Here is a 21,913-nt window from a genome sequence, read left to right as displayed (position 1 = left end):
TTTTGATATAACAAATAGTTCTTTTAACTTTGCAACAACAAATATAAGTAATCATTAACAGTAATCCACAATTTACGAAGCACAATGAGAAAGCTTTTACTTCTGGGGATTTGCATCTCTTTTCTTCTCCCCACAGCCATGCAAGCGCAGTATATGCGCTCATCTTACTTTATGGACGGTAGCAGTACCCGTATGCAACTAAACCCCGCAGCGCAACCAAAGCGTGGCTATATCAATCTACCCGTTATCGGGTCATTGACCGCCGAGGTATCCTCTAACTCTTTGGGTATCCAGGATGTTATTGACGTCTTTGACTCCGACGGAGAGTTTTACAACAATGATAAGTTCTACAACCGCCTGAAAGGAATGAATGAGCTGAACATCAATCTTAATACGGATGTCATCTCTTTCGGATTCTATAGAGGCAAGGGATTCTGGTCATTCAATGTAGGAGCACGTGTAGATGTGGATGCAACTATTCCTAAAACCATGTTCGAATATCTGCGTGCTACAGATGCGGAAGATTTTACTTGGGGAAGCGGTAGAACCTTTAATATTCAGAATGAAAAACTGCGCCTGAACTCTTATATAGAAGTTGGAGCAGGCTATTCACGTGCCATAAACGACCGTCTGACTATAGGTGGTAAAGCCAAACTATTGTTAGGTGCCGGAAATTTGAATCTGAAGATCAACCAACTTTATATGTCTGGTAAAGAAACAGGATTAGACTCCGAATTCCAACTAAAATCAGATGCTTATCTGGAAGCTTCTGCTAAAGGTCTGGACTTGGAAGAAGAAAATGGATACATCACAGATCTGGACTACAATAATTTCGGTATCAGTGGATACGGAGCAGGCTTAGATCTGGGAGCAAGCTATCAAGTGATGAAGAACCTTACGTTCTCTGCTGCCATCCTCGACTTAGGTTTTATCTCTTGGGGTAAATCAAGCACCCAGATAGCCGAATCAAACAAAGATATCGCTATTGATAAAGATAATTACAGTGAATCTACTGATGTACTGGACTTTGAATTATACGGTTTGCAGAAGAAGGAGAATAAATCCCGCACCACTTCTTTATCCCCGACTATGGTTTTAGGAGGAGAATACGGATTCCTGAATAATAAACTGGGAGTAGGATTATTATCAACTACCCGCTTCGGACAGCTAAAGACATATTCCGAATTGACTTTATCCGCCAATTATCGTCCGAACACTTTAATCAACGCTACATTAAGTTACTCCATGCTTCAAGGTGGTGAAACATTCGGCTTTGCTTTCAAGGTAGGTCCTTTGATGCTGGGTACTGACTATATGTTCTTCGGAAATAATTCCAAACATGTAAATGCTTTCATCGGACTTTCTATTCCTTTGGGAAAGAGGAAGATATAAGAGCTGCGAAGCTACGAGCTACAAGTAACAAGTGCCTTTCGGAATGAAAGCGCAGCTACTTGTAGCCTGTAGCTCGTAACCTGTAACTATTTTATCGTCACCATCGTCGCTCCGAAACCATATTCCTGGAAAGAAGCATCCTGATGCCGGAAATTCGGATATTTACGTTTCAGTTCTTCCAGCAATGCTTTGCGCAACACACCGTCACCTTTACCGTGAATAAAAACAATGCGCTGTTCACGTTTATTCTTATATTGTTCCAGAACTTCCCGGAATTTGTCCAGCTGGTAATTCAATATTTCGCTGTTACTCATTCCTTTAATATCGTCCAGCAGTTCTCCGATATGTAAATCGATCTCGATGATACCATTTTGTCCACTGCGCTTCACAATTGGCTGAGACTTTGGTTTATCTTCAGTTTTCTTTTGCAGCAAAGCAGACTGTAAATCTTCAGCTGATACATACACTTGTTTGGTAGGAACATCATCTTTCACTATATCATAAATCAGTGCAGGGGTCTCAAAGAATTCTGATTCCTGGAACGTGTGTAGCTTATAAAACTTCACCGTATCTATGCGAAGTTCTACACTGACTGCCGGCTTCAAAGCAAAAGAGCGATCCTCTTTAAAAGCGATGAACTGTACTGCAACATGTTCACGGTCATTCAGCTCCACCTTCTCAAATTCCTCCAGCAGCAACTTCGTATTCGGCTCTACTATTCCATTGGAACGGACATTCCATGCTTTTCCTTCTGCACAGAGGTAAGTGTAATACAGATAGTAATTACTATCATTCACCAGATAAGATTCGAAAGGAGTAGTGCTAACAGCCTTAATATCTTCCGGTACAAAAGCCAGAAAAACATTCAGAATATCTCCACCACGCATTTCTGGCTGACGGTAAACAGATACCTGCGGTTTGGACAAGCGCTGCATCTCACTTTCTTCCTGAACCGAGTGAGAAATAGAAGAACGTACCGGCTTCTCCTCCGCTTTCTTCGGAGTTGCTTTCGGCACCGGCCGGGTCATATTATAATCATCCGTATCAATTACTACGCACTCACGCATGGGCATCGGAATATCAAAGCCATCAGCATCTTCCACCAATACAATATCCTTCCCCCTGAATCCTTTCACGATTCCTCCGCCGATTTCATTGAGGAAGCGTACTTTATCACCAATTTTCATCATATCATTTACGATTTAGCTATTTACAATTTATGATTGAAGTTGCTTAAACAAACAATCGTTCTACAAAGATACGGCAACTCAATAAAAAAAGATAGAAAAAAGACGATAAATATCCGTACCTTTGCAGCCCGTAAAGAAGTTTATCATGAAAGAAGATCCAAAACATATCCGTATCAGCGAATTCAATTATCCATTACCGGATGAGCGTATTGCCAAATTTCCTCTGCCAGTACGCGATCAGTCCAAACTCCTGGTCTACCGTCACGGCGAAGTTTCCGAAGATCGCTTCACTTCACTTCCATCCTATCTGCCGGCAGGGAGTCTGATGATATTCAATAACACAAAAGTAATACAGGCACGACTGCACTTCCGCAAGGATACCGGTGCTCTGATTGAAGTATTTTGCCTGGAACCCATTGAGCCAAACGACTATGTCCTCAATTTTCAGCAAACCGAACACGCTGCCTGGCTCTGCATGATCGGTAATCTGAAGAAATGGAAAGAAGGCACGCTAAAACGGGAAATGACCGTAAAAGGGCAACCGATAACTCTGACTGCCACTCGTGGTGAATGTCATGGCACCAGCCATTGGGTTGATTTCCGTTGGAATAATCCGGAGATTACTTTTGCTGATATTCTTGAAGTATTCGGAGAACTCCCCATTCCACCATACCTGAATCGGGATACTCAGGAAAGTGACAAGGAAACCTATCAGACTGTTTATTCTAAAATAAAAGGCTCCGTAGCTGCTCCTACTGCCGGACTACACTTTACCCCCCGTGTACTGGATGCTCTGAAAGAAAAAGGAATTGATCTTGAAGAACTGACATTACACGTAGGTGCAGGTACTTTCAAACCCGTTAAAAGTGAAGAGATTGAAGGGCACGAAATGCATACGGAATATATTTCTGTGTCACGCGGAACCATTGAAAAGCTGATTGCACACGATGGAAAAGCAATTGCAGTAGGTACTACTTCAGTAAGAACACTGGAAAGCCTTTACCATATCGGCGTTACTCTACTGAAAAATCCGGATGCCACAGAAGAAGAACTTCACGTCCGCCAATGGCAGCCTTATGAAACAGCTGAAGAAGCTGCGAATATCACATCTGTAAAAGCCCTGCAAGCTATACTCGACTATCTGAACCATCACAAGATGGAAACCCTGCACACCAGCACGCAGATCATTATCGCACCGGGATACGACTACAAGATTGTATGTGCCATGGTCACTAATTTCCATCAACCGCAAAGTACATTGCTATTGCTTGTCTCGGCTTTTGTAAAAGGTAACTGGCGAAAGATATATGACTTCGCATTAGGCCATGACTTCCGTTTTCTGAGTTATGGAGATTCTTCATTATTAATACCGTAAAATTATGAACAGCGATAATAACCAAGAAATGTTTCCTATCGTCGACGAACAGGGAAATATCACAGGTGCCGCTACACGTGGCGAATGCCATAATGGTAGCAAACTCTTGCACCCGGTCATTCACCTTCACGTTTTTAATTCCAAAGGCGAACTGTATATGCAGAAACGTCCCGAATGGAAAGATATCCAGCCGGGAAAGTGGGATACTTCCGTAGGAGGACATGTAGACCTGGGCGAAAGTGTAGAAATGGCTCTAAAGCGCGAAGTACGTGAGGAACTGGGCATTACTGACTTTACTCCCGAAACCATTACGAGTTACGTTTTTGAATCTGCACGCGAGAAAGAGCTTGTCTTTGTACACAAAACGGTTTACGACGGTGAAATCACCCCCAGTGACGAACTGGACGGCGGACGATTCTGGACCGTAGAAGAAATTAAAGAGAATATGGGGAAAGGCATATTCACCCCTAACTTTGAAGGAGAGATTGAAAAAGTACTCTCACTAAAATAAAAAATGGGAAGCCGAGGCTTCCCATTTACTTAATATTTATATATCTGTTCCTGACAACTTTTACTTTGCCAGATCTTCAATCACTTTCATTATCTTCTGACCGATTTCTTCAGCTGCTTCCGCTGTAGAAGCTTCACTATACACGCGGATAATCGGTTCGGTGTTACTTTTACGCAAGTGTACCCACTTATCGGCAAAGTCTATTTTCACACCATCGATGTCATTGATTTCTTCATCCTTATAAAGTTCTTTCACCTTAGCCAGAATAGCATCCACATCTGTTTCAGGAGTCAGATCTACGCGATTCTTTGCCATGAAATAAGCAGGATAAGTTGCACGAAGCTCGCTCACCTTCTTGCCCTCATGTGCCAGATGGCTCAGGAACAAGGCAATACCAACCAGCGCATCACGTCCGTAGTGACTTTCCGGATAAATAACTCCACCATTGCCTTCACCACCGATCACGGCACCCACTTCTTTCATTTTAGTAGTAACGTTTACTTCGCCTACGGCAGAAGCAAAATATTCCTTGCCATACTTACGGGTTACATCACGCAAAGCACGTGTAGAACTCAGGTTAGAAACTGTATTACCCGGAGTATGTTTCAACACATAATCGGCTACGCTCACCAGCGTATATTCTTCGCCATACATTTTTCCATCTTCGCAAATCATTGCCAAGCGGTCTACGTCAGGGTCAACTACGAAAGCTACATCAGCCTTGCCACCTTTCATCAGGTTCATAATGTCCCCCAGATTCTTTTCAAGCGGTTCAGGATTATGTTGGAAATCACCGGTCGGTTCGCAGTAAAGCTTCTCTACATGTTGTACACCCAGTTGTTCCAGTAACTCAGGCAGAATAATACCACCCACAGAGTTCACACAATCAATAGCCACGCGGAAGTTCGCCTTTCTGATAGCTTCTACATCCACCAGACTAAGCGCCAACACACTGTCTATATGTTTTTGATTGTAAGTCAGATCCTTGCGATATGATCCCAGATGATCTACATCAGCAAAGTCAAATTCTTCAGCCTCGGCAATGCGAAGTACTTCGTTACCTTCGGCAGCATTCAGAAATTCGCCGCGTTCATTCAGCAATTTCAGGGCATTCCATTGTTTCGGATTGTGCGAAGCAGTCAGGATAATACCACCACTGGCGCCTTCCATAGTTACGGCCAATTCGGTGGTCGGTGTAGAAGCCAGATCAATGTCCACTACATCCCATCCCATGCCCATCAGGGTACCTACTACTACATTCTTTACCATTTCACCCGAAATACGGGCGTCGCGTCCTACTACAATTTTGTTGCTTTTTACCGTGCACGTTTTGCGAATAAGTGTGGCATACGCTGATGTGAATTTCACAATGTCAAGCGGATTCAAGCCCACACCCGCTCCTCCGCCAATAGTTCCGCGGATTCCAGAGATAGATTTGATTAGAGTCATTAGGTTAATGATTTAAAGATTGTTGGTTATATACTATAATTACCTATAGATTTGGTATTTACGGATATCATAGTAATAAGGGTATACGGACTGCATAGCTGTATTGTGTCCCATCTTTGAAGGAACGATCAGTCTGACGTGTGCCATGTCGCGTACATAAGCCAGTGGTACTAACCAACCGGCAGGAACAGCAGTCGTTTGGTAATAAGAAAGCATCAATCCTTGCGTAAACTGACCAGCAATGGAAGAACTCGTTACCCGGTAATTAAATTCATCCACTACTTCGGCAAATCCTAAGTTAGACATTGTCGTATCTCCTTGAATAAGGCCGTATTCCATGAAACGTACCAAGATCTGGTCGTTCGCTTTTACTGTATCGGCAGGATTTTTAGAGCCTTTATCCCGTATTTGCATATATACACCGCTGGCGAGTTGCACATATTCATTTTTAAGCGTATCCGTAATCGAGTCGTTTCTGTAAAACTCTGTTTGGGATATAACCTTAATATTATTGTCTTTTATAAATGCTTTAATGGCCTCTTTTTCTTCCTCCAGCATTTCTGCATAAGTCTTGGTGTTATCACAAGCCTGAAAAGCCAGACCACATACCAGCAAAGACAAAAAGAATAATGTAAGTTTCTTCATTATCTGTTATTTAGTAATTCCGTACAAAAGTATTCGATTTCGTTGAAAGTTGAAAGCTCTACGAGGAAAGTTCGTATCTTTTAACCTTTGTGCCCCTCTTTTTTTATCCTTTCGCATTCAATAAAGGCTTAAATTTCTCTAAAGCACGTTCCAGGACTTTCTTTGCTTCCTCCAGCGTACCATAAAATTCACCACCGGAAGCATTCAGATGTCCGCCTCCATTGAAGAATTCAGCAGCTAATTGATTGCAAGGAAATGTACCCACAGAACGCAATGAAACCTTAATCATCGGCTTTTCCGTGTCTTCACGCAGGAAGCAAGAAAAAACCACGTCTTTTATACTCAAAGGAATATTTACAAACCCCTCGCTGTCTCCCCGGATATAATTGAAACGTCCCTGCTCATTTTTTGTCAACGAGATCAAGGCAGAATGATAATCGGGATAAACCTGCATATTTGAAAGCACATATCCCATCAGTCGCAAGCGACTTTCAGAGTAAGTATTATAAACTTTCCGGTAAATATCATCCTTATCGATACCCTTGGAAAGTAATTCACTGATGATAAAATAAATCTCCCGATTATTGGAGTTATAAGTAAATCCACCTGTATCGGTCATCATACCGGTATAGATGCACTCTGCTCCTTCTTTGGTTATTTCATTAAAATACCCCATGCGGCATATCAAGCGGAATACAAGCTCCGAAGTAGAAGAAATATTAGGATGTGAGATTGTGATATCACAAAAATCTTCGGGATACAGATGATGGTCTACCAAAATCTTCTTCCCTTTTGCTGCCTTTATTGCATCCGCCATTGCATCAATACGACTCAAAGCATTGAAATCCAAACAACAGATTATTTCAGCCTCAGCGATCAGTTTATCGGCAAATTCTTTGTAGCGGTCATAGAGTAATACATCTTTGCTACCCGGCATCCATCGCAGAAAGTCGGGAAAAGCATTCGGCACAATGACATTCGCAACTTTATCTTGTGAATTCAGGAAATGCCATAACCCCAATGAAGAGCCTATAGCATCGCCATCCGGCGCTACATGGGCTACAATTACAATTCTTTCTGCATGCCCCATCCATCTAGCGAAACGATCTATTTTGGCCTGCTCTATTACTTTTGTCAACATTTGATTATTTACAGTTAAACGATTTACAACTGAATGATCGGAATGACTTCCAACCTCTATAATTTGAACGGGCAAAAGTACGAAAAAGTTTGGGAGTTGGCAGAAAGTAGCAAAGGTTTTATTTAGTCTTCGTATTCTACTATCATTCAGAGCCCCCTATTTCTCTGAGTTTTTTCACATTCTTCATAACCAGCCAAATTATAAGCAACTGGAATAGTACTATTTCCAACACGGTATATACCAAATTTAAAGTAATATCCTTCTTCGTCATTGCGTCCGATTAGAATCTCTTCGTTATTCACAATATGTTTCTTTCGTTCTTTACCTTCTTGCTGGTAAGACATAGTCACATCCAAAAACCCAGGTCTAAGAATAGTTTCTTGTTCCTTTCCATATAGAGTCCAGTCTATATTCACTCGGAAAGTTACCCAACACTCTTTCGGGAAAGACTTGAACGGCATCTTATAAGCTATTGTAGAAGTTTTATAAGTGGAAGTCACGGGACGCATAATCTCTGCTTTATCCGGATTGGCATTGCAACGGTCGGTTTTGTCAGTCAACCATTTACGGTCCGAATTGGCTTTGATGTAGAAATACCCTTGCGAGAAACCGAAAGCAAGAGGAGGATATCCGCCTTGTTCAATCAGCCAACCATTAGGATTTCCGGCTTTGTAGACAGTATCTCCTTTAGCATTGATTCTGGCTATTTTATCATGGGCTATATTCTTCTTGAAAATCATCTTTTTTTCCAGTTCAAGAAACTCTTCAACACTAAGTTTCATCACTTTACCGTTAGGATCGGAAACGAGTGTACGGCTCGGCATACCATGCCATTGTGCAAAAATAGTGGATACATCTTTGTCCAAAGCCCGCGGAATATAAACGGAAAATGTATAGCTCATGGATGAACCTTGCGGGCAACTTCCTTTACCGTAATGATATACAGTCTTCATCTTTTGTGCATTGGAGTATTCATTGGCCGGATAATTACGAAAGTCATTGGCCACAGCATAGCAATAGCAAAGTTCAGCACGACCTTTGGTTTCTCCTTTGGCGTAGCCTTCCAAAGTATTGTCTTCCTGTTTCAATTCGAAACGGTAAGAAGGCTTGTTCTCGAAAGGCCGGGAGTAATCCAATTGAATGGTATGGGGTTTATTGGTACCGACGGCTACCCAACGGTCATCAATAATCTGGTTTGCACGGGCCGAATCGGCCTGCACATTTACACGTTCTTTCAGGGGTGTTAAGTTATCTGACTGTGCACGGACCGGACTTACCGCTGTCAAAGGAAGCAGGCAGAGGGTGATTAATGCGATTGTTCTCATTCTCTATTGATATTTTGTTAATTGGCTTGATGACATTGTGCATAAATTCACTTTTAATTCGGCAGAGGTACCATTGGCCTGCGACCATAATTCAGCTTCAAGCCCTTCTTGTACGCTTCAGAGCCATGCAAATCTTTAATATCCATTTCACCCAGATTTACAAGGATGCCACGCGCCATAAGCCCCGCATCTTCGTTTTCAAGACGCGGCAAGGTTTCAGCGGCTTTTCTCAGTTCGGGCAGAAACGGCCGGATATAGTCACGCATTTCGGGATCTAAAGATAGACATTCCAAAGAAGAATATCCTATTTTTCTATCTTTTTCTTGAACCGGAGTAACAAGGCGTGCAATACCTTCTTGAGCTTTGTCCATATAAGCAACAGCATAAGCTGCTTCGGAAGCTATATAAGGATTATCATCTTGCAAAAGTTTCAGCAAAGTTTGTGGAGCAGTCTTGATTTGTTTTTCTCTAGCGAGTTTTGCATACCCCACCACTCCCCAAAATCTTATCTCAGGCAAGGGACTGGAAAGTGCTTCCTCCAGCATAGGGAGGGAAGTTACAGTTGCCGTTCCCGCAGTTTCCACAAGTGTATAAAGTTCGTCCAAAGGATATTTCTCCTTGCGCACTTTTTCATAAAGTATGTGTCCAGTGCGTGAATCTGGAAGGAAAAATCCCAAGTCGCCAGTAGTACGGATATGCTCGGATAGTGCTTGACGCATTTTGAACAAGGTTTCCACATATTCGGGAGATGTGGATAAGTCATGCAATTCATCCGGATCTTTTTCAAGATCGAACAACATTTCCGCTGGATGAGCCTCGAAAGTCTGTTTCCAATCCGGATTGGTATTGTGTCCCCCCAACACCAGTTTGTCCCATGCTTTATTGGAAGGCATTCCCCATTGGTAATAATTGCGCAAAGCAAACTGACGATAAGGAATATAACTGCGAATGTACTTGAAGTGTCCATCGGTAACAGCACGTACCGGCATAAAGTGATGTAATTGGTTAGCTGCCAATGCAAACTGCATTGTTCGCTTTTCTCTGCTTGCGAATTTACCGTACAGGGCTCTTCCTTGCATATGTTTGGGAGGTTTTATATCTGAAAGACTAAGTACGGTAGGGCCTAAATCCGTAAAGTTGACTAAACTGTATTCCTTGCCTGTGGCATTGTTGGCCAAATGCTGCCATTTGGGCGGGAAGTACACAATCAGAGGTACTCTCAACCCACTTTCATACAAATATCCCTTTCCGCGTGGAATGCAACCACCATGATCACTGAAAAAGAATATAATCGTATTTTCATCCAGTCCTTTCTCTTTCAAATCTTTCATGAAAAATCCTAGCCAGGTATCCACGTCCTGCACCGCTTCGAGATGACCAGCATAATCGGAACGCACTTCTGGAAGATCGGGAACGTAAGAGGGTAATGAAAGCAATGCCGGGTAAATACCCTCTTGAGTATAATCTCTCCGCCCGTCAGTATGAAAAGTGCGGATACGTCCCATATGCGAAGTTACAGTATTGAATACAGCAAAAAAAGGCTGGTCTTTCCGGCGCTTAGGACTGTTGTAAGAGGCTTTGTTATTACACTCGTCCCAGCAACTTTTGTTGTCAGTGGTAGAATTGTAATGTGTTTTGCTATTGTTTGTGCAATAATAGCCAGCTTCGCGCAACCGTTGTGGAAAGAATATATCAGCAGGTGTATCGTAAGGAACAGGATGAATATCCATTCCGTAAGTGCTTGAATAGCATCCAGTAATGAGCGATGAACGGGCTGCCGAACTTTGAGGAGCAACAGACCAGGCATTCATAAATTGTATACCACGAGCAGCAAGACTGTCTGCATTGGGAGTATGTACTCCCTTATTACCGTAACAACCGAACTCATAAGCACTGGTATCTTCAAAAGTGAGCCAAAGAATATTGGGTCTTTCACCTTTTTTGTCTGCTGCTTCTGTCTGCATGGAGTACAATCCACAAAAAGTGGTATACATTAATAAGGGTAAGTGTTTCATATACTACTAAAGTTTAAGGAATATTTATTTTCTGCTGCTAAAGTAGGGCGTTCGAACTTGACAGACGTATTTTTATGTTTAAAAGTCTGCTAATATTGTTTCAGAAAACAACTTTTCAACAATATTAATACCAATTCAACAATATTACGGACACCCATAGACATCTATATACAAATATTAGAGAAAAAAGCAACAGTTATTAGCCATAAAGCTGTATTTTTGAGTTTTAAAATCTAATATGAAGAAAATGAAAAACTTGTTTATTATTATGATGTTGTTATATGCATCATTCTTATCAGGACAAATACGGAATATAAATGAAAATCCATTTGATGATGCTTTGCGTAGTGAAGCAGACAAATTATTGACGGAATGGATGGATACCTTTTCGACATATCAATGTAATAATCCGAACCCTGCGCTTAACGGTGGTATTCTGTGCCCTGCATGTGCCCGTATGCATGGACGTATAGGTGATGCCGTACTTCCTCTAATGTATCTGGCAGAAAAAACCGGAAATAATAAATACTTGCACGGTGCCAAACGCCTGATGGCCTGGATGGAGAACGTGCATCGTCCAGACGGTTCTTGGATGAACGATGTACATGTTTCGGATTGGAACGGTACGACAGTCTTTGCTTCCATAGCTCTTTATGAGGCTTTACATTATCATGGTCATTTATTGGATGACTCAACCCGCAATCACTGGAAACAACAATTACTGCAAGCTGGTGAATTCATGATAAATAATCCATTTATTTATAGCCGTAAACGCGAAGGTATGCGAAATATGAATATAAACTATTCTGCGTCGGCAACCTACGCCTTGTATGCTATTGGCGAATTATGTAACCGTCCCGACTTTAAGAAAGAAGCCCAAGAAATAGCAGCCGATATAAAAAGTTACTTTACGAAAAATGAATGCTTTCTATACGGCGAAGGACCGAATATTAACTCCGCAACCAGAAACGGCTGTTTCCCGACTGACTTACTTTACAATGTGGAAGAATCCTTGCCGAACATGGCATATTATGCTGCGATGGCCAATGATAAGGAACTGTTATCACTCGTAGAGTGCTCCATGAATACCCATTTGGAATTTATGCTACCCGATGGGGCCTGGGACAATAGTTGGGGAACAAGGAACTTTAAATGGACCTATTGGGGAGGACGTACCAGCGACGGTTTTATGGGAGGCTACTATAAATTAGCAGCCCGTCATCCGGAATATTTAGAGGCCATTCAACGGAATATCCAACTATTGAAAAAAGCCACTCATAACGGGCTTCTTTATGGTGGCATGCATTACTTTGCTTCCGGCATTCCCCCTTGTATCCATCACACCTTCGGGCATGCCAAAGCATTGGCATCCTTTCTCGAATTGCCTCCCGTGAAAACTGCCGCTTCCGGAAAACTGCCGCGAGATATTACTTACGGCACAAAGTATTTTAAAGATATCCATACATGGCTTCTATCCTACGGTTCGTGGCGTTCTACGTTCACCGGATATGATGCAGAATATAAGGTAAAAGGAACACATCCTATGGGAGGTGCTCTCTCGTTGTTGTGGCATGCGCAAGCTGGACCCGTTTTTGCCGCAACTATGAATCAATATAAACTGATTGAGGCTCCCAATATGCAGAGCAATACCCGCAAGTATCTGACAGGCGGTACTCCTCGAATCGAATTAATACAAAATGGAGTTGCATATAGCAATCTAGATGATTTAAATACAAGCATTACCTACCATGAAAGAGAGGAAGCTTGCACATTTACCGTACATACCCATCTGGTTGATATCAACCAACAAGCTCCGCTGCAGGGAGAAGTAGCTATGACAATGAATTATACATATTCAGAACAAGGGGTCAGCATACATCTGGAGCATTGTAATGAACCGATCCGACTTATGTTACCCGTCATTGCCTCACCTGAGGAAAATATTGAATTCTCTTCCCATGAAGTATACATAAGAAAAAATAAAGGAGTAGTATGTATCACTTGTGAATCGGGAGATATGGAGATTGCTTTTACGGACGATGATCAAAGAATTTTTAATCCGGTTCCGGGATTCTCTTTTATACCTTTACAGGTACTACCAGATAAAATGGATAAGAAAATCCATATCAATATCAGTTTTCGCTAGTATTTTATTCGTTTGCTCTGTAACAGACTATAATTATGACTATGAAAATACAATATTTTTTGTTAGCGCTTATAGGAAGCTTATTACCTTATATATTGAACGCCAGCATTATCGAGAATATCCATTTCACCCATATCGGTTTAGTAGATGGATTATCACATAGTACAATTTTTGCAATTAATCAGGATAAAGGCGGAAACTTATGGTTTGCAACATATGATGGTGTAAATAAGTACGATGGCTACAATTTTACAGTTTATCGCCATCAATATATGAATCCTAACAGCATTGCCAGTGATATATCCCGTTGCATTGCCGTTGATGATTCCGACAGGATATGGGTGGGAACCCGTGAGGGTTTGTCGCTTTACAACCGTTACAAGGATGCTTTCTCCAATTATTATTATAAGAAAAGAGGTATGAATGTAGCCGTCACCAGCATAGCTCCAATAAAAGAAGACTGGCTGATGCTGGGCACTGCGGAAGGAGTTCTGCTCTTTGACGCCAAAAGAGGATGCTTTCTAAATGACACTTTGCCCGCTACCCTGCATATGTTAAGACCTACAGTTCTGGTACGTCAGGGAGACCTTATCTATATTGGTGCCGAAAATGGAGTTTATACCTATACCTTGTCAAACGGCATTTTGGATAAATTAGTAGATATGCCTAATTATGTACGAGTACATGCCATCTTATGCCAGATGTTCAACCAAGTATGGATGGCAACTGAGGGAGATGGTTTGTACATGTATGATACTAAATCGAAAGTTCTGAAGAACTATCGTTATGAAGATGGAAAATCCGGTCTGAATTCAAACTATGTACGTTCTCTGGCACTGGATACTGAAAATCGCCTATGGGTGGGAACCTATAGCGGATTGAACATTTATAAAGAAGGAACGGACAGTTTTTCTTCACTTAAAAGCTCGGAGATACAGGAAGGCAGCCTATCTCAGAACTCAGTCCGGAGTATTTTTAAAGATTCGCAAGGCGGTATGTGGTTGGGTACTTATTGGGGCGGACTGAATTACTACCATCCTTTATGCAATCGTTTTCAGTGTATCAAGCATATTCCCTTCTTAAATTCGCTCAGTGATAACGTTGTCAGTTGTATCGTAGAAGATAATGAACATAATTTATGGATTGGAACGAGCGATGGTGGTCTGAATTTCTATGATAACAAATCACAAATATATAAAAGCTATTTGTTCAATTCAGGCACACTCGATGTCCCTTTTAAGGATATCAAAACTGTATATGTAGACGAACTGCACGATAAAGTATATGTAGGAGCCCATGCAGGAGGAATGATGGTGCTGGATAGAAAGTCCGGAAATGTAGAGTACTATAATCGCCAGAACAGCAATATACCAAGTAATAATATTTACTCCATTATCTCTGACGAGAACGGAGGTCTTTGGGTCGTTTCACTGGAATATCTACTGCATTTTGATATAAAGACTCGCCGTTTTAGGATTATTGATAAAAATAAAGACAGACATGAAGTACAGCAATACAATCGCCTGCTGTTTCGTGACTCCAAAAAGCGTTTATGGATAGGAGGTGAAATGGGTATCTCGGTATTTAATCAGATTGGTAACTCCTTACAAAGTAATACGGATTTTCACATATCACCTATACTGAAACAGGCGTTTGCAAATTGTTTTTATGAATCTACTTCAGGCTATGTGTGGGTCGGCACACGTAACGGACTTTTCGCTTTAAAAGAAGGAGATGAAAAGTTGTTGCAATATACAACAGCAGATGGCCTGCCAAGTAATGTTATCTATGGAATTCTGGAAGATGCCTATGGACGCTTATGGATAAGCACCAATCAAGGTTTGAGTTGTATGAACCCGGAAAACGGAAAATTCCGTAATTTTACAATCATGGATGGATTACAAGGGAATCAATTTAATGCAGGTTCTTATTGCCGAAAAGAGAATGGTTACATGCTGTTTGGTGGTGTCAGTGGCATTACGTCATTCCGTCCAGAGACATTGATAGATAACCCTTATGCTCCTAAGCCAGTCATAAATAAACTGTTTGTTTTCAACAAGGAGGTATTGCCGGACGATGAGACCGGCATTTTAAATGAAAGCATTGAATATACGGACCATATAATTCTATCATCTTCCCAGAATTCATTTGCGATCTCCTTTGTCGTATCCAATTATATTGCCGGAAAACATAATACTTTCGCCTACAAATTAGAGGGATATAATGATGAGTGGTATAAACAAAATGACATCAGTCCTGTTTCATATTCCAACCTGCCAGCGGGTAATTATACTTTCCATATAAAAGCAGCGAATAATGACGGCAAGTGGAATGAAGAACCTGCCACACTTCATATCCGTATATTGCCAGTCTGGTATTGCACCTGGTGGGCACTTACTCTATTTGCGCTGTCTTTCATTTTGCTAGTAGCAGGCATTGTCCGTTTTTTCTGGTTACGTAAAAGTATGCAGGCTGAAATCCAGATGGAAAGATTGGACAAAGAGAAGCAGGAAGAAATCAGCCAAATGAAAATCCGCTTTTATGTCAACATCTCACATGAATTGCGCACTCCGCTCACATTAATCGTTGCCCCCTTACAAGAACTTATCAATCACATCAATGGACATTGGGAACAGGCACAACTACAATATATCCAGCGAAATACCAACCGACTGCTCCATCTGGTTAATCAACTGATGGACTACAGGCGGGCGGAATTAGGTATTTTTGAACTCAGGCCTACATACTCCAACGCCTATAAAAGGGTACTGAACTGTTTTATCAATTATGAAAGCCTTGCAAAAAGGAAGGATATAGACTATAATTTCTATACGGAACTACAAGATGAGAAGATGTTGTTTGATGAAAATTATCTAGATCTGATAGTCAATAATCTGCTCTCAAATGCTTTCAAATATACCGAAGTAGGTGAAAGTATAACAGTGAAACTTTGTAAAGAGGACAATAACCTAATATTGCAGGTGGTTGATACCGGTATTGGTATTCCGAAAGAAAAGCAAAAAAAGATTTTCGAGCGTTTCTATCAAGTGGAAAACGGATGCGAAGGCAGCGGCATTGGTCTTTCGTTGGTCCAAAGATTGGTTGAGTTACATCACGGGCGGATTGTCTTACAAAGCGAAGTAGGTAAAGGTTCTACATTCTCCATTTATCTTCCCCAAGATGAATCGGTTTATAAACAGGAAGAATTACAAGGTGGAAAAGGAGATACAGAGGAGCAGCGTGTATATTCTACCAATGCACACGATATCTACATCGGCGACGAAGAAAAAGAAAACGAAGAAGATATCATAGATGCAGAAAAGAGTAAGCGCGGAACCATTCTGATAGTAGAGGATAACAAAGAATTAAGACAATACCTAGTAAATGGGTTGTCTCCCTTATTCTGCCTGCTGGAAGCAGAAAATGGGAAAAAGGCATTAAACATATTGAAAGAACAGGAGGTTGACATTATTATCACAGACGTAATGATGCCTGTCATGGATGGCGTTAAATTGTGTAAACAGGTCAAACAGAATTTACGTACTTGCCATATACCGGTTTATATGTTATCGGCAAAAGTAGACGTGAAATACCAATTGGAAGGTTTACATGTAGGTGCTGATGATTATATCGCTAAACCATTTTCCATAGAAATATTGAAAGCCAAAATACTGAATATGCTGCGTACACGTTACCGCATTTTTGAACATTATTCCAATATGACGGAAGTGGAACCTGAAAAGCTTACAAACAACACTATGGATGAGGAGCTACTGCGGAAAGCCATTGCCATCGTTGAGAAGAATATGGATAATGTAGAATTCTCAACAGAACAGTTTGCACGTGAAATGAACATGAGCCGTTCCAACCTCCATCTAAAACTGAAAGCGATAACTGGAAAGTCTGCTATTGATTTTATTCATAAAATACGATTCAACCGGGCATGCCAGTTGCTGAAGGAAGGGAAATATACCGTTGCTGAAATCAGCTTCATGGTAGGTTACAATACGCCTTCTTATTTTGCAGCGCGCTTTAAGAAGTATATAGGTTGCCTACCGACCGAATATGGAAAGAAATGATATTTATAGCTATGAAAGTGCATATTACCATACTTTGGATAACAATCTTATTATTATCTGTATCATGCATGCAGACAGATTTATGTCAATTATCAATATCCAAGGAGAATAGTATTTCGAATGGAGATAAGACTATAGAATTTTTCAAATTGATAAATGAAAACGGGATGTCTGTCAAAGTAACGAATTATGCGGCTTCTTTGACCGATGTGTCTGTCCCTGATAAGCAGGGCAACTTTGAACATGTTGTTTTAGGCTTTGATAGTCTAAAAAATTATCTAGGAAAGCATCCCAAATTCGGCGCTACAATCGGAAGATTTGCCAATAGAATTAGAAATGCCGAATTCAGTCTGAATGGACAGACATATCATTTGGAAAAAAATAATAAAGGTCATTCTATTCATGGGGGAACACATGGATTCAATCGTCAGATATTTGATACAGATACATTCTATACAGTAAAAGATACGGCAATTGTAATATTCAAATATAGAAGTACTCACCAAGAAGGAGGTTTTCCTGGAAATCTGGATATTTCGATAGCTTATAAACTGACTAATCATAATGAAATTATCTTAGAATATACAGCTGTGACCGACAAACCAACAGTGGTAAATTTCACAAATCACAGCTACTTCAATCTGACCGGATGCAAAGCTCCTGTATTGAGCCATATATATATGATTCGGGCAGATTCCATAACTTTGGTAGATTCCATAGGTATCCCTACCGGTGAACTAATGTCCGTAACCGGAACCGAATATGATTATACTTCTGCTCTATCGGCAGAAATGCGGATAAAGAAAATGGGCAAAGGATATGATATCAATTATAAACTGAATAAATCCTCCGACTCTCCGGAATTGGCGGCAATCGTGGTAGAACCTATATCCGGTAGAGTTTTAAAAGCATACACCACAGAACCGGGTATGCAGTTTTATATTCCCAGCTCAAATATGGACTATCTTACCGGACATGGCGGAAGAATATATGGGGAATATTATGGTTTTTGCCTTGAGATGCAACATTTTCCAAATTCCCCCAATATTCCTCAATTTCCGACTACAAGTTTGTTTCCGGGAAATACTTACCGGCAAACCACAGTCTATAAATTTGAAACATTATCAGAATAATATATCCAACCTCAAAAACTTACTGATCATTAAAATAAAAACCTGTGAAAAGGGACATTTTTATCTATGATAAGAGCAAGATATAGAAACTTACTGATTAAACAGCACATCGTCTCAGGATACTTGTGAGGCTGTTTTTACACAAAAATGCTGTGTGGTGAACAATATTAATATAGAAAAAGAGTAAAAGTGGGAGAATCAAAAACAATGCTTTTACACCTTTTCTATCACATGTCGTATGTTTGCCTCGTAAAATTCTAAAATTAAACCTTAGATTTATTTATTATGTATAAATTAAAAGAATTATTTTTAATGTTTATCCTCGCTTTCGTTAGTATGATCACATACGCGCAAAGTCTGACAGTAACCGGTAAAGTACTTGATAGCGAAGGATATGAAGTGATTGGAGGCAGTGTCGTCGTTAAAGGTGCTGCTGGTGTTGGAACTGTTACCGATCTGGACGGTAAGTATACTCTAAAGGTAAATGATGCATCTAAAGATGTATTAGTTTTCTCTTACGTAGGTATGACTTCGCAAGAAGTGAAAGTCAATAATCAAAGTGTAATAAACGTGACCCTGCAAGCTGACGCCGTATTATTGGAAGACGTTGTAGTAATTGGATATGCCGCTGTTCCTCGTAGAGATTTGACCGGATCGGTAACCTCAGTTAGCAGCAAAGAACTTTCTAAAGTACCTGTAAGTGATGTTACACAGGCTTTGGCTGGACGTATGGCAGGTGTGATGGTACAACAGAGTGAAGGTACTCCGGGTGCTTCCATTTCTGTACGTGTACGTGGAGGTATCTCTATCACTCAAAGCAACGAGCCCCTTTACATCATTGATGGCTTCCCTAGTGAAGACGGTATGTCAACCCTTGACCCCGCTGAAATTGAAACCATCGACGTATTAAAGGATGCTTCAGCCACTGCCATCTATGGTGCTCGTGGTGCCAATGGTGTAGTTGTAATCACAACCAAGAATGGTAGCAAATCAGGTGGCAAAGCTACGGTAACTTTCGACAGCTATGTGGGTGTTAAAAAGATTGCGAACAAGCTGGATGTGCTTAATGCCGGTGAATTTGTCAGATTAGATTACGAACGTACATTGTGGAGAATGGGTACAGGAGATTCCGGTGCCGATGGTATGACCAAATGGGAAGAAAGATATGGCAAGTTCAGTGATCTTGCTTCCATATATAATGGTCGAAAGGGTATCGATTGGCAAGATGAGACCTTGGGACGTAACGCTATTACACAGAACTATCGTGTAGGCGTATCCGGAAAGACGGAGAAGATGAATTACAGCCTGGCTTATTCATACTATAACGAAGAAGGTGCTATGGTGTACAGCGGTAGCAAAAAGCATAACATCTCATTCAACATGAACCATGAGATAAACAAATGGTTGACTGTAAATTCACGTATCAGTTACGACCAAATGCGCGTGGAAGGTATGGGCACATCGGAAGGTGGCGACCGCTTCAACAAGATGCAACACATCTTACAGTATCGTCCTACAGTAGGTATTATGGGGGTAGATGAAGATTTATTATACGGTGAAGATCCTCTATTAGCCGATGATAATGGCAACGTTATGCAGAATCCGTTAATTTCAGCGGCAGAAGAACTTAACGACAGGGAATGGCGTACTTTCCAGGCCAATGGTGGTGCTACTATCAAGTTGCTGAAAGGACTGTCTTTCCGTAGTACAGTAGGTATGCGTTATCAGACCCGTCGTAACGATGTATTCTATGGTGATGAGTCTATTACAGGTAAGCGTTCTAGTATTCAAGGTTCGATTACTAATTTAGAAAACAGCAGTTTCCAGACTTCTAATGTATTGACCTATTCTTGGAAAAACAAAATTCATGACTTTACAGCCATTGCCGGACATGAATATGTGGAAAGATGGTCACGCAGCTTTTCTGCAAGTGCCAGCCAGTTCCCAAATGATGAAATCGGTTTAGGTGACCTCTCACTGGGTGTTCCGGGAGTTCCCACTTCCAGTGAAAACTACGATGATAAACTGCTCTCATTCTTCGGACGTATCAACTACAATTTGATGGATAAATATCTTTTTACCGCTTCGGTTCGTGCTGACGGCTCTTCCAAGTTCGGTAAGAACAATAAGTGGGGTTACTTCCCGGCTTTCTCGGCCGCGTGGCGTTTAGGCGAAGAGGCATTTATCAAAGACTTAGGAGTCTTTTCTGATTTAAAATTCCGTATCGGTTACGGTCTTGCAGGTAACAATCGTATTGGCAGTTACCAAAGTCTTGCTCTCATGAGTTCCGTTACTGCTGCCAATGGCAACGGTGCACAAGCCGGCTATGCTTCCCGCCAAGTGCCTAATCCCGATCTGAAATGGGAGGCAAACAAGACATTCAACATAGGTATGGATTTTGGTTTCTTGAACCAGCGTATCACATTCTCTCCGGAATTCTACATTAATCGCAGTAGCAACTTGCTACTGAATGCCAAGTTACCTAACTCTTCCGGTTACACCAGTATGGTTATCAACGCAGGTGAAACTCAAAATACGGGTGTGGATTTGACTATCAATACGGCAAACATCGTATCCAAAGATTTTACTTGGAACACTTCAGTTACTTTCTCCCACAACAAAAATAAGGTAAAGAAACTGACAGGCGAAGATGTACAGTTGTATCTGGCTAACTTCGGTTATAGCGGTGCAGGGGCGTCCCATCAAATTGGGGTAAACCAACCGTTGGGACAATTCTACGGTTACGTAACTGACGGGTTGTATCAGGTGGAAGACTTCAATTACGATGCTACAACCAAAACTTATACATTGAAGGATGGTGTACCTTATCATGGCGACAAGAAGAATATCCAACCAGGTTACTGGAAGTTCAAGAACGTGGATGGTAGCGAAGACAACCAAATTACCGAAAGCGATAAAACCATCATCGGTAATGCCCTTCCTGATTTCTATGGAGGTATTAACAATACTTTCAGTTGGAAGGATTTCGACTTGAGTATTTTCTTTACTTATAGTTATGGCGCCGAAGTACTGAATGCTACCAAGCTAACCAACACTAAGACTGCCCTTACTAATAAAAACGTTTTATCGGTAGCTGATGATGCTCATCGCTGGGTGACCATTAATGCCAGCGGCGAGCTGATTACAAATCCTGAAGAACTGGCAGCAGTGAACCAAGGCAAAACAGTAGCTCATTTCGGTGATAATGGTTCAAACAACACCTACATTCATTCCTGGGCTATTGAAGATGCTTCTTATTTGAAGTTGAGTAATATCACTTTAGGGTATACCTTCCCCAAAAAAGTAATAAACAAGATCGGTCTGACCAAACTACGTTTGTATGCAACAGGCAATAATCTGTTTACATGGACTCCTTATACCGGTTTCGATCCGGAAGTATCTACTATGAGTAGCGCATTGACTCCCGGTGTTGATTTCGGTGCTTACCCCAGAAGCCGCTCTTTCGTATTTGGTGTGAACGTAGCATTTTAATTAGAATTTAAAAAGGGAAT

General features: G+C 41.1%; 13 protein-coding genes. 7 read left to right on the top strand and 6 right to left on the bottom strand.

The window, feature by feature from the left end:
- The first annotated feature begins 84 nt into the window (after nt 1-84).
- Nucleotides 85-1,392, top strand: coding sequence for a DUF5723 family protein (locus tag BACINT_RS00920; RefSeq protein ID WP_007659851.1), 1,308 nt, complete (start codon nt 85-87; stop codon nt 1,390-1,392).
- Nucleotides 1,393-1,478: 86 nt separating this feature from the next.
- On the opposite strand, the gene BACINT_RS00915 is transcribed toward BACINT_RS00920, so the two are convergent.
- Entirely contained in the window at nt 1,479-2,579 is a 1,101-nt protein-coding gene (locus BACINT_RS00915) for a DUF2027 domain-containing protein (protein WP_044154571.1), read from the bottom strand.
- 148 nt (nt 2,580-2,727) lie between these two features.
- On the opposite strand from BACINT_RS00915, the gene BACINT_RS00910 reads away from it, so the two are divergent.
- Complete coding sequence (locus BACINT_RS00910; protein WP_007659849.1) at nt 2,728-3,957, top strand: S-adenosylmethionine:tRNA ribosyltransferase-isomerase; 1,230 nt, start codon at nt 2,728-2,730, stop codon at nt 3,955-3,957.
- 4 nt (nt 3,958-3,961) lie between these two features.
- A complete protein-coding gene (locus BACINT_RS00905; protein ID WP_007659847.1) occupies nt 3,962-4,468 on the top strand; it encodes an NUDIX hydrolase in 507 nt (168 codons plus the stop codon).
- A 60-nt stretch (nt 4,469-4,528) separates the two neighbouring features.
- Here BACINT_RS00905 and glmM read toward each other — a convergent pair whose 3' ends face one another.
- From glmM to BACINT_RS00880, 5 genes are all read right to left on the bottom strand, one after another.
- Nucleotides 4,529-5,917 carry a phosphoglucosamine mutase gene (glmM, locus tag BACINT_RS00900; RefSeq protein ID WP_007659845.1) on the bottom strand — a complete coding sequence of 463 codons (1,389 nt, stop codon included), beginning with the start codon at nt 5,915-5,917 and terminating at the stop codon, nt 4,529-4,531.
- 39 nt (nt 5,918-5,956) lie between these two features.
- Nucleotides 5,957-6,562, bottom strand: a complete 606-nt coding sequence (locus tag BACINT_RS00895; RefSeq protein ID WP_007659843.1) for a DUF4827 domain-containing protein — start codon at nt 6,560-6,562, stop codon at nt 5,957-5,959.
- 103 nt (nt 6,563-6,665) lie between these two features.
- Complete coding sequence (locus tag BACINT_RS00890) at nt 6,666-7,703, bottom strand: DHH family phosphoesterase (RefSeq protein ID WP_007659841.1); 1,038 nt, start codon at nt 7,701-7,703, stop codon at nt 6,666-6,668.
- A 146-nt stretch (nt 7,704-7,849) separates the two neighbouring features.
- Nucleotides 7,850-9,028 (bottom strand): heparin lyase I family protein, encoded by a 1,179-nt coding sequence (locus BACINT_RS00885; RefSeq protein WP_007659839.1) that lies wholly within the window; start codon nt 9,026-9,028, stop codon nt 7,850-7,852.
- Nucleotides 9,029-9,081: 53 nt separating this feature from the next.
- Nucleotides 9,082-11,043 (bottom strand): sulfatase family protein, encoded by a 1,962-nt coding sequence (locus BACINT_RS00880; protein ID WP_021967416.1) that lies wholly within the window; start codon nt 11,041-11,043, stop codon nt 9,082-9,084.
- Between the two features lie 247 nt (nt 11,044-11,290).
- Between BACINT_RS00880 and BACINT_RS00875 the strand changes: the two genes are divergently transcribed.
- The 4 genes from BACINT_RS00875 (at nt 11,291) to BACINT_RS00860 (ending at nt 21,893) form a co-directional block, all read left to right on the top strand.
- Nucleotides 11,291-13,189 carry a hypothetical protein gene (locus BACINT_RS00875; RefSeq protein WP_044154570.1) on the top strand — a complete coding sequence of 633 codons (1,899 nt, stop codon included), beginning with the start codon at nt 11,291-11,293 and terminating at the stop codon, nt 13,187-13,189.
- Nucleotides 13,190-13,230: 41 nt separating this feature from the next.
- Nucleotides 13,231-17,268, top strand: coding sequence for a two-component regulator propeller domain-containing protein (locus BACINT_RS00870; RefSeq protein WP_044154569.1), 4,038 nt, complete (start codon nt 13,231-13,233; stop codon nt 17,266-17,268).
- Entirely contained in the window at nt 17,265-18,401 is a 1,137-nt protein-coding gene (locus BACINT_RS00865; RefSeq protein WP_007659831.1) for an aldose epimerase family protein, read from the top strand. Before BACINT_RS00870 ends, BACINT_RS00865 begins: the two co-directional genes overlap by 4 nt.
- A 285-nt stretch (nt 18,402-18,686) precedes the next feature.
- Nucleotides 18,687-21,893, top strand: coding sequence for a SusC/RagA family TonB-linked outer membrane protein (locus BACINT_RS00860; RefSeq protein ID WP_007659829.1), 3,207 nt, complete (start codon nt 18,687-18,689; stop codon nt 21,891-21,893).
- Nucleotides 21,894-21,913: the final 20 nt, after the last annotated feature.

Origin of the sequence: Bacteroides intestinalis DSM 17393, assembly GCF_000172175.1 — a bacterium.
Taxonomy (GTDB): Bacteria; Bacteroidota; Bacteroidia; order Bacteroidales; family Bacteroidaceae; genus Bacteroides; species Bacteroides intestinalis.
The sequence above is the reverse complement of the archived record's forward strand: the minus strand, read 5'-3'. Positions and strand labels throughout refer to the sequence as shown.

Excerpts from the sequence above, each read along its gene's own strand:
- BACINT_RS00920 (WP_007659851.1), top strand. The coding sequence starts at position 85 with ATGAGAAAGCTTTTACTTCTGGGGATTTGCATCTCTTTTCTTCTCCCC.
- BACINT_RS00915 (WP_044154571.1), bottom strand. The coding sequence starts at position 2,579 with ATGAAAATTGGTGATAAAGTACGCTTCCTCAATGAAATCGGCGGAGGA.
- BACINT_RS00910 (WP_007659849.1), top strand. The coding sequence starts at position 2,728 with ATGAAAGAAGATCCAAAACATATCCGTATCAGCGAATTCAATTATCCA.
- BACINT_RS00905 (WP_007659847.1), top strand. The coding sequence starts at position 3,962 with ATGAACAGCGATAATAACCAAGAAATGTTTCCTATCGTCGACGAACAG.
- glmM (WP_007659845.1), bottom strand. The coding sequence starts at position 5,917 with ATGACTCTAATCAAATCTATCTCTGGAATCCGCGGAACTATTGGCGGA.
- BACINT_RS00895 (WP_007659843.1), bottom strand. The coding sequence starts at position 6,562 with ATGAAGAAACTTACATTATTCTTTTTGTCTTTGCTGGTATGTGGTCTG.
- BACINT_RS00890 (WP_007659841.1), bottom strand. The coding sequence starts at position 7,703 with ATGTTGACAAAAGTAATAGAGCAGGCCAAAATAGATCGTTTCGCTAGA.
- BACINT_RS00885 (WP_007659839.1), bottom strand. The coding sequence starts at position 9,028 with ATGAGAACAATCGCATTAATCACCCTCTGCCTGCTTCCTTTGACAGCG.
- BACINT_RS00880 (WP_021967416.1), bottom strand. The coding sequence starts at position 11,043 with ATGAAACACTTACCCTTATTAATGTATACCACTTTTTGTGGATTGTAC.
- BACINT_RS00875 (WP_044154570.1), top strand. The coding sequence starts at position 11,291 with ATGAAAAACTTGTTTATTATTATGATGTTGTTATATGCATCATTCTTA.
- BACINT_RS00870 (WP_044154569.1), top strand. The coding sequence starts at position 13,231 with ATGAAAATACAATATTTTTTGTTAGCGCTTATAGGAAGCTTATTACCT.
- BACINT_RS00865 (WP_007659831.1), top strand. The coding sequence starts at position 17,265 with ATGATATTTATAGCTATGAAAGTGCATATTACCATACTTTGGATAACA.
- BACINT_RS00860 (WP_007659829.1), top strand. The coding sequence starts at position 18,687 with ATGTATAAATTAAAAGAATTATTTTTAATGTTTATCCTCGCTTTCGTT.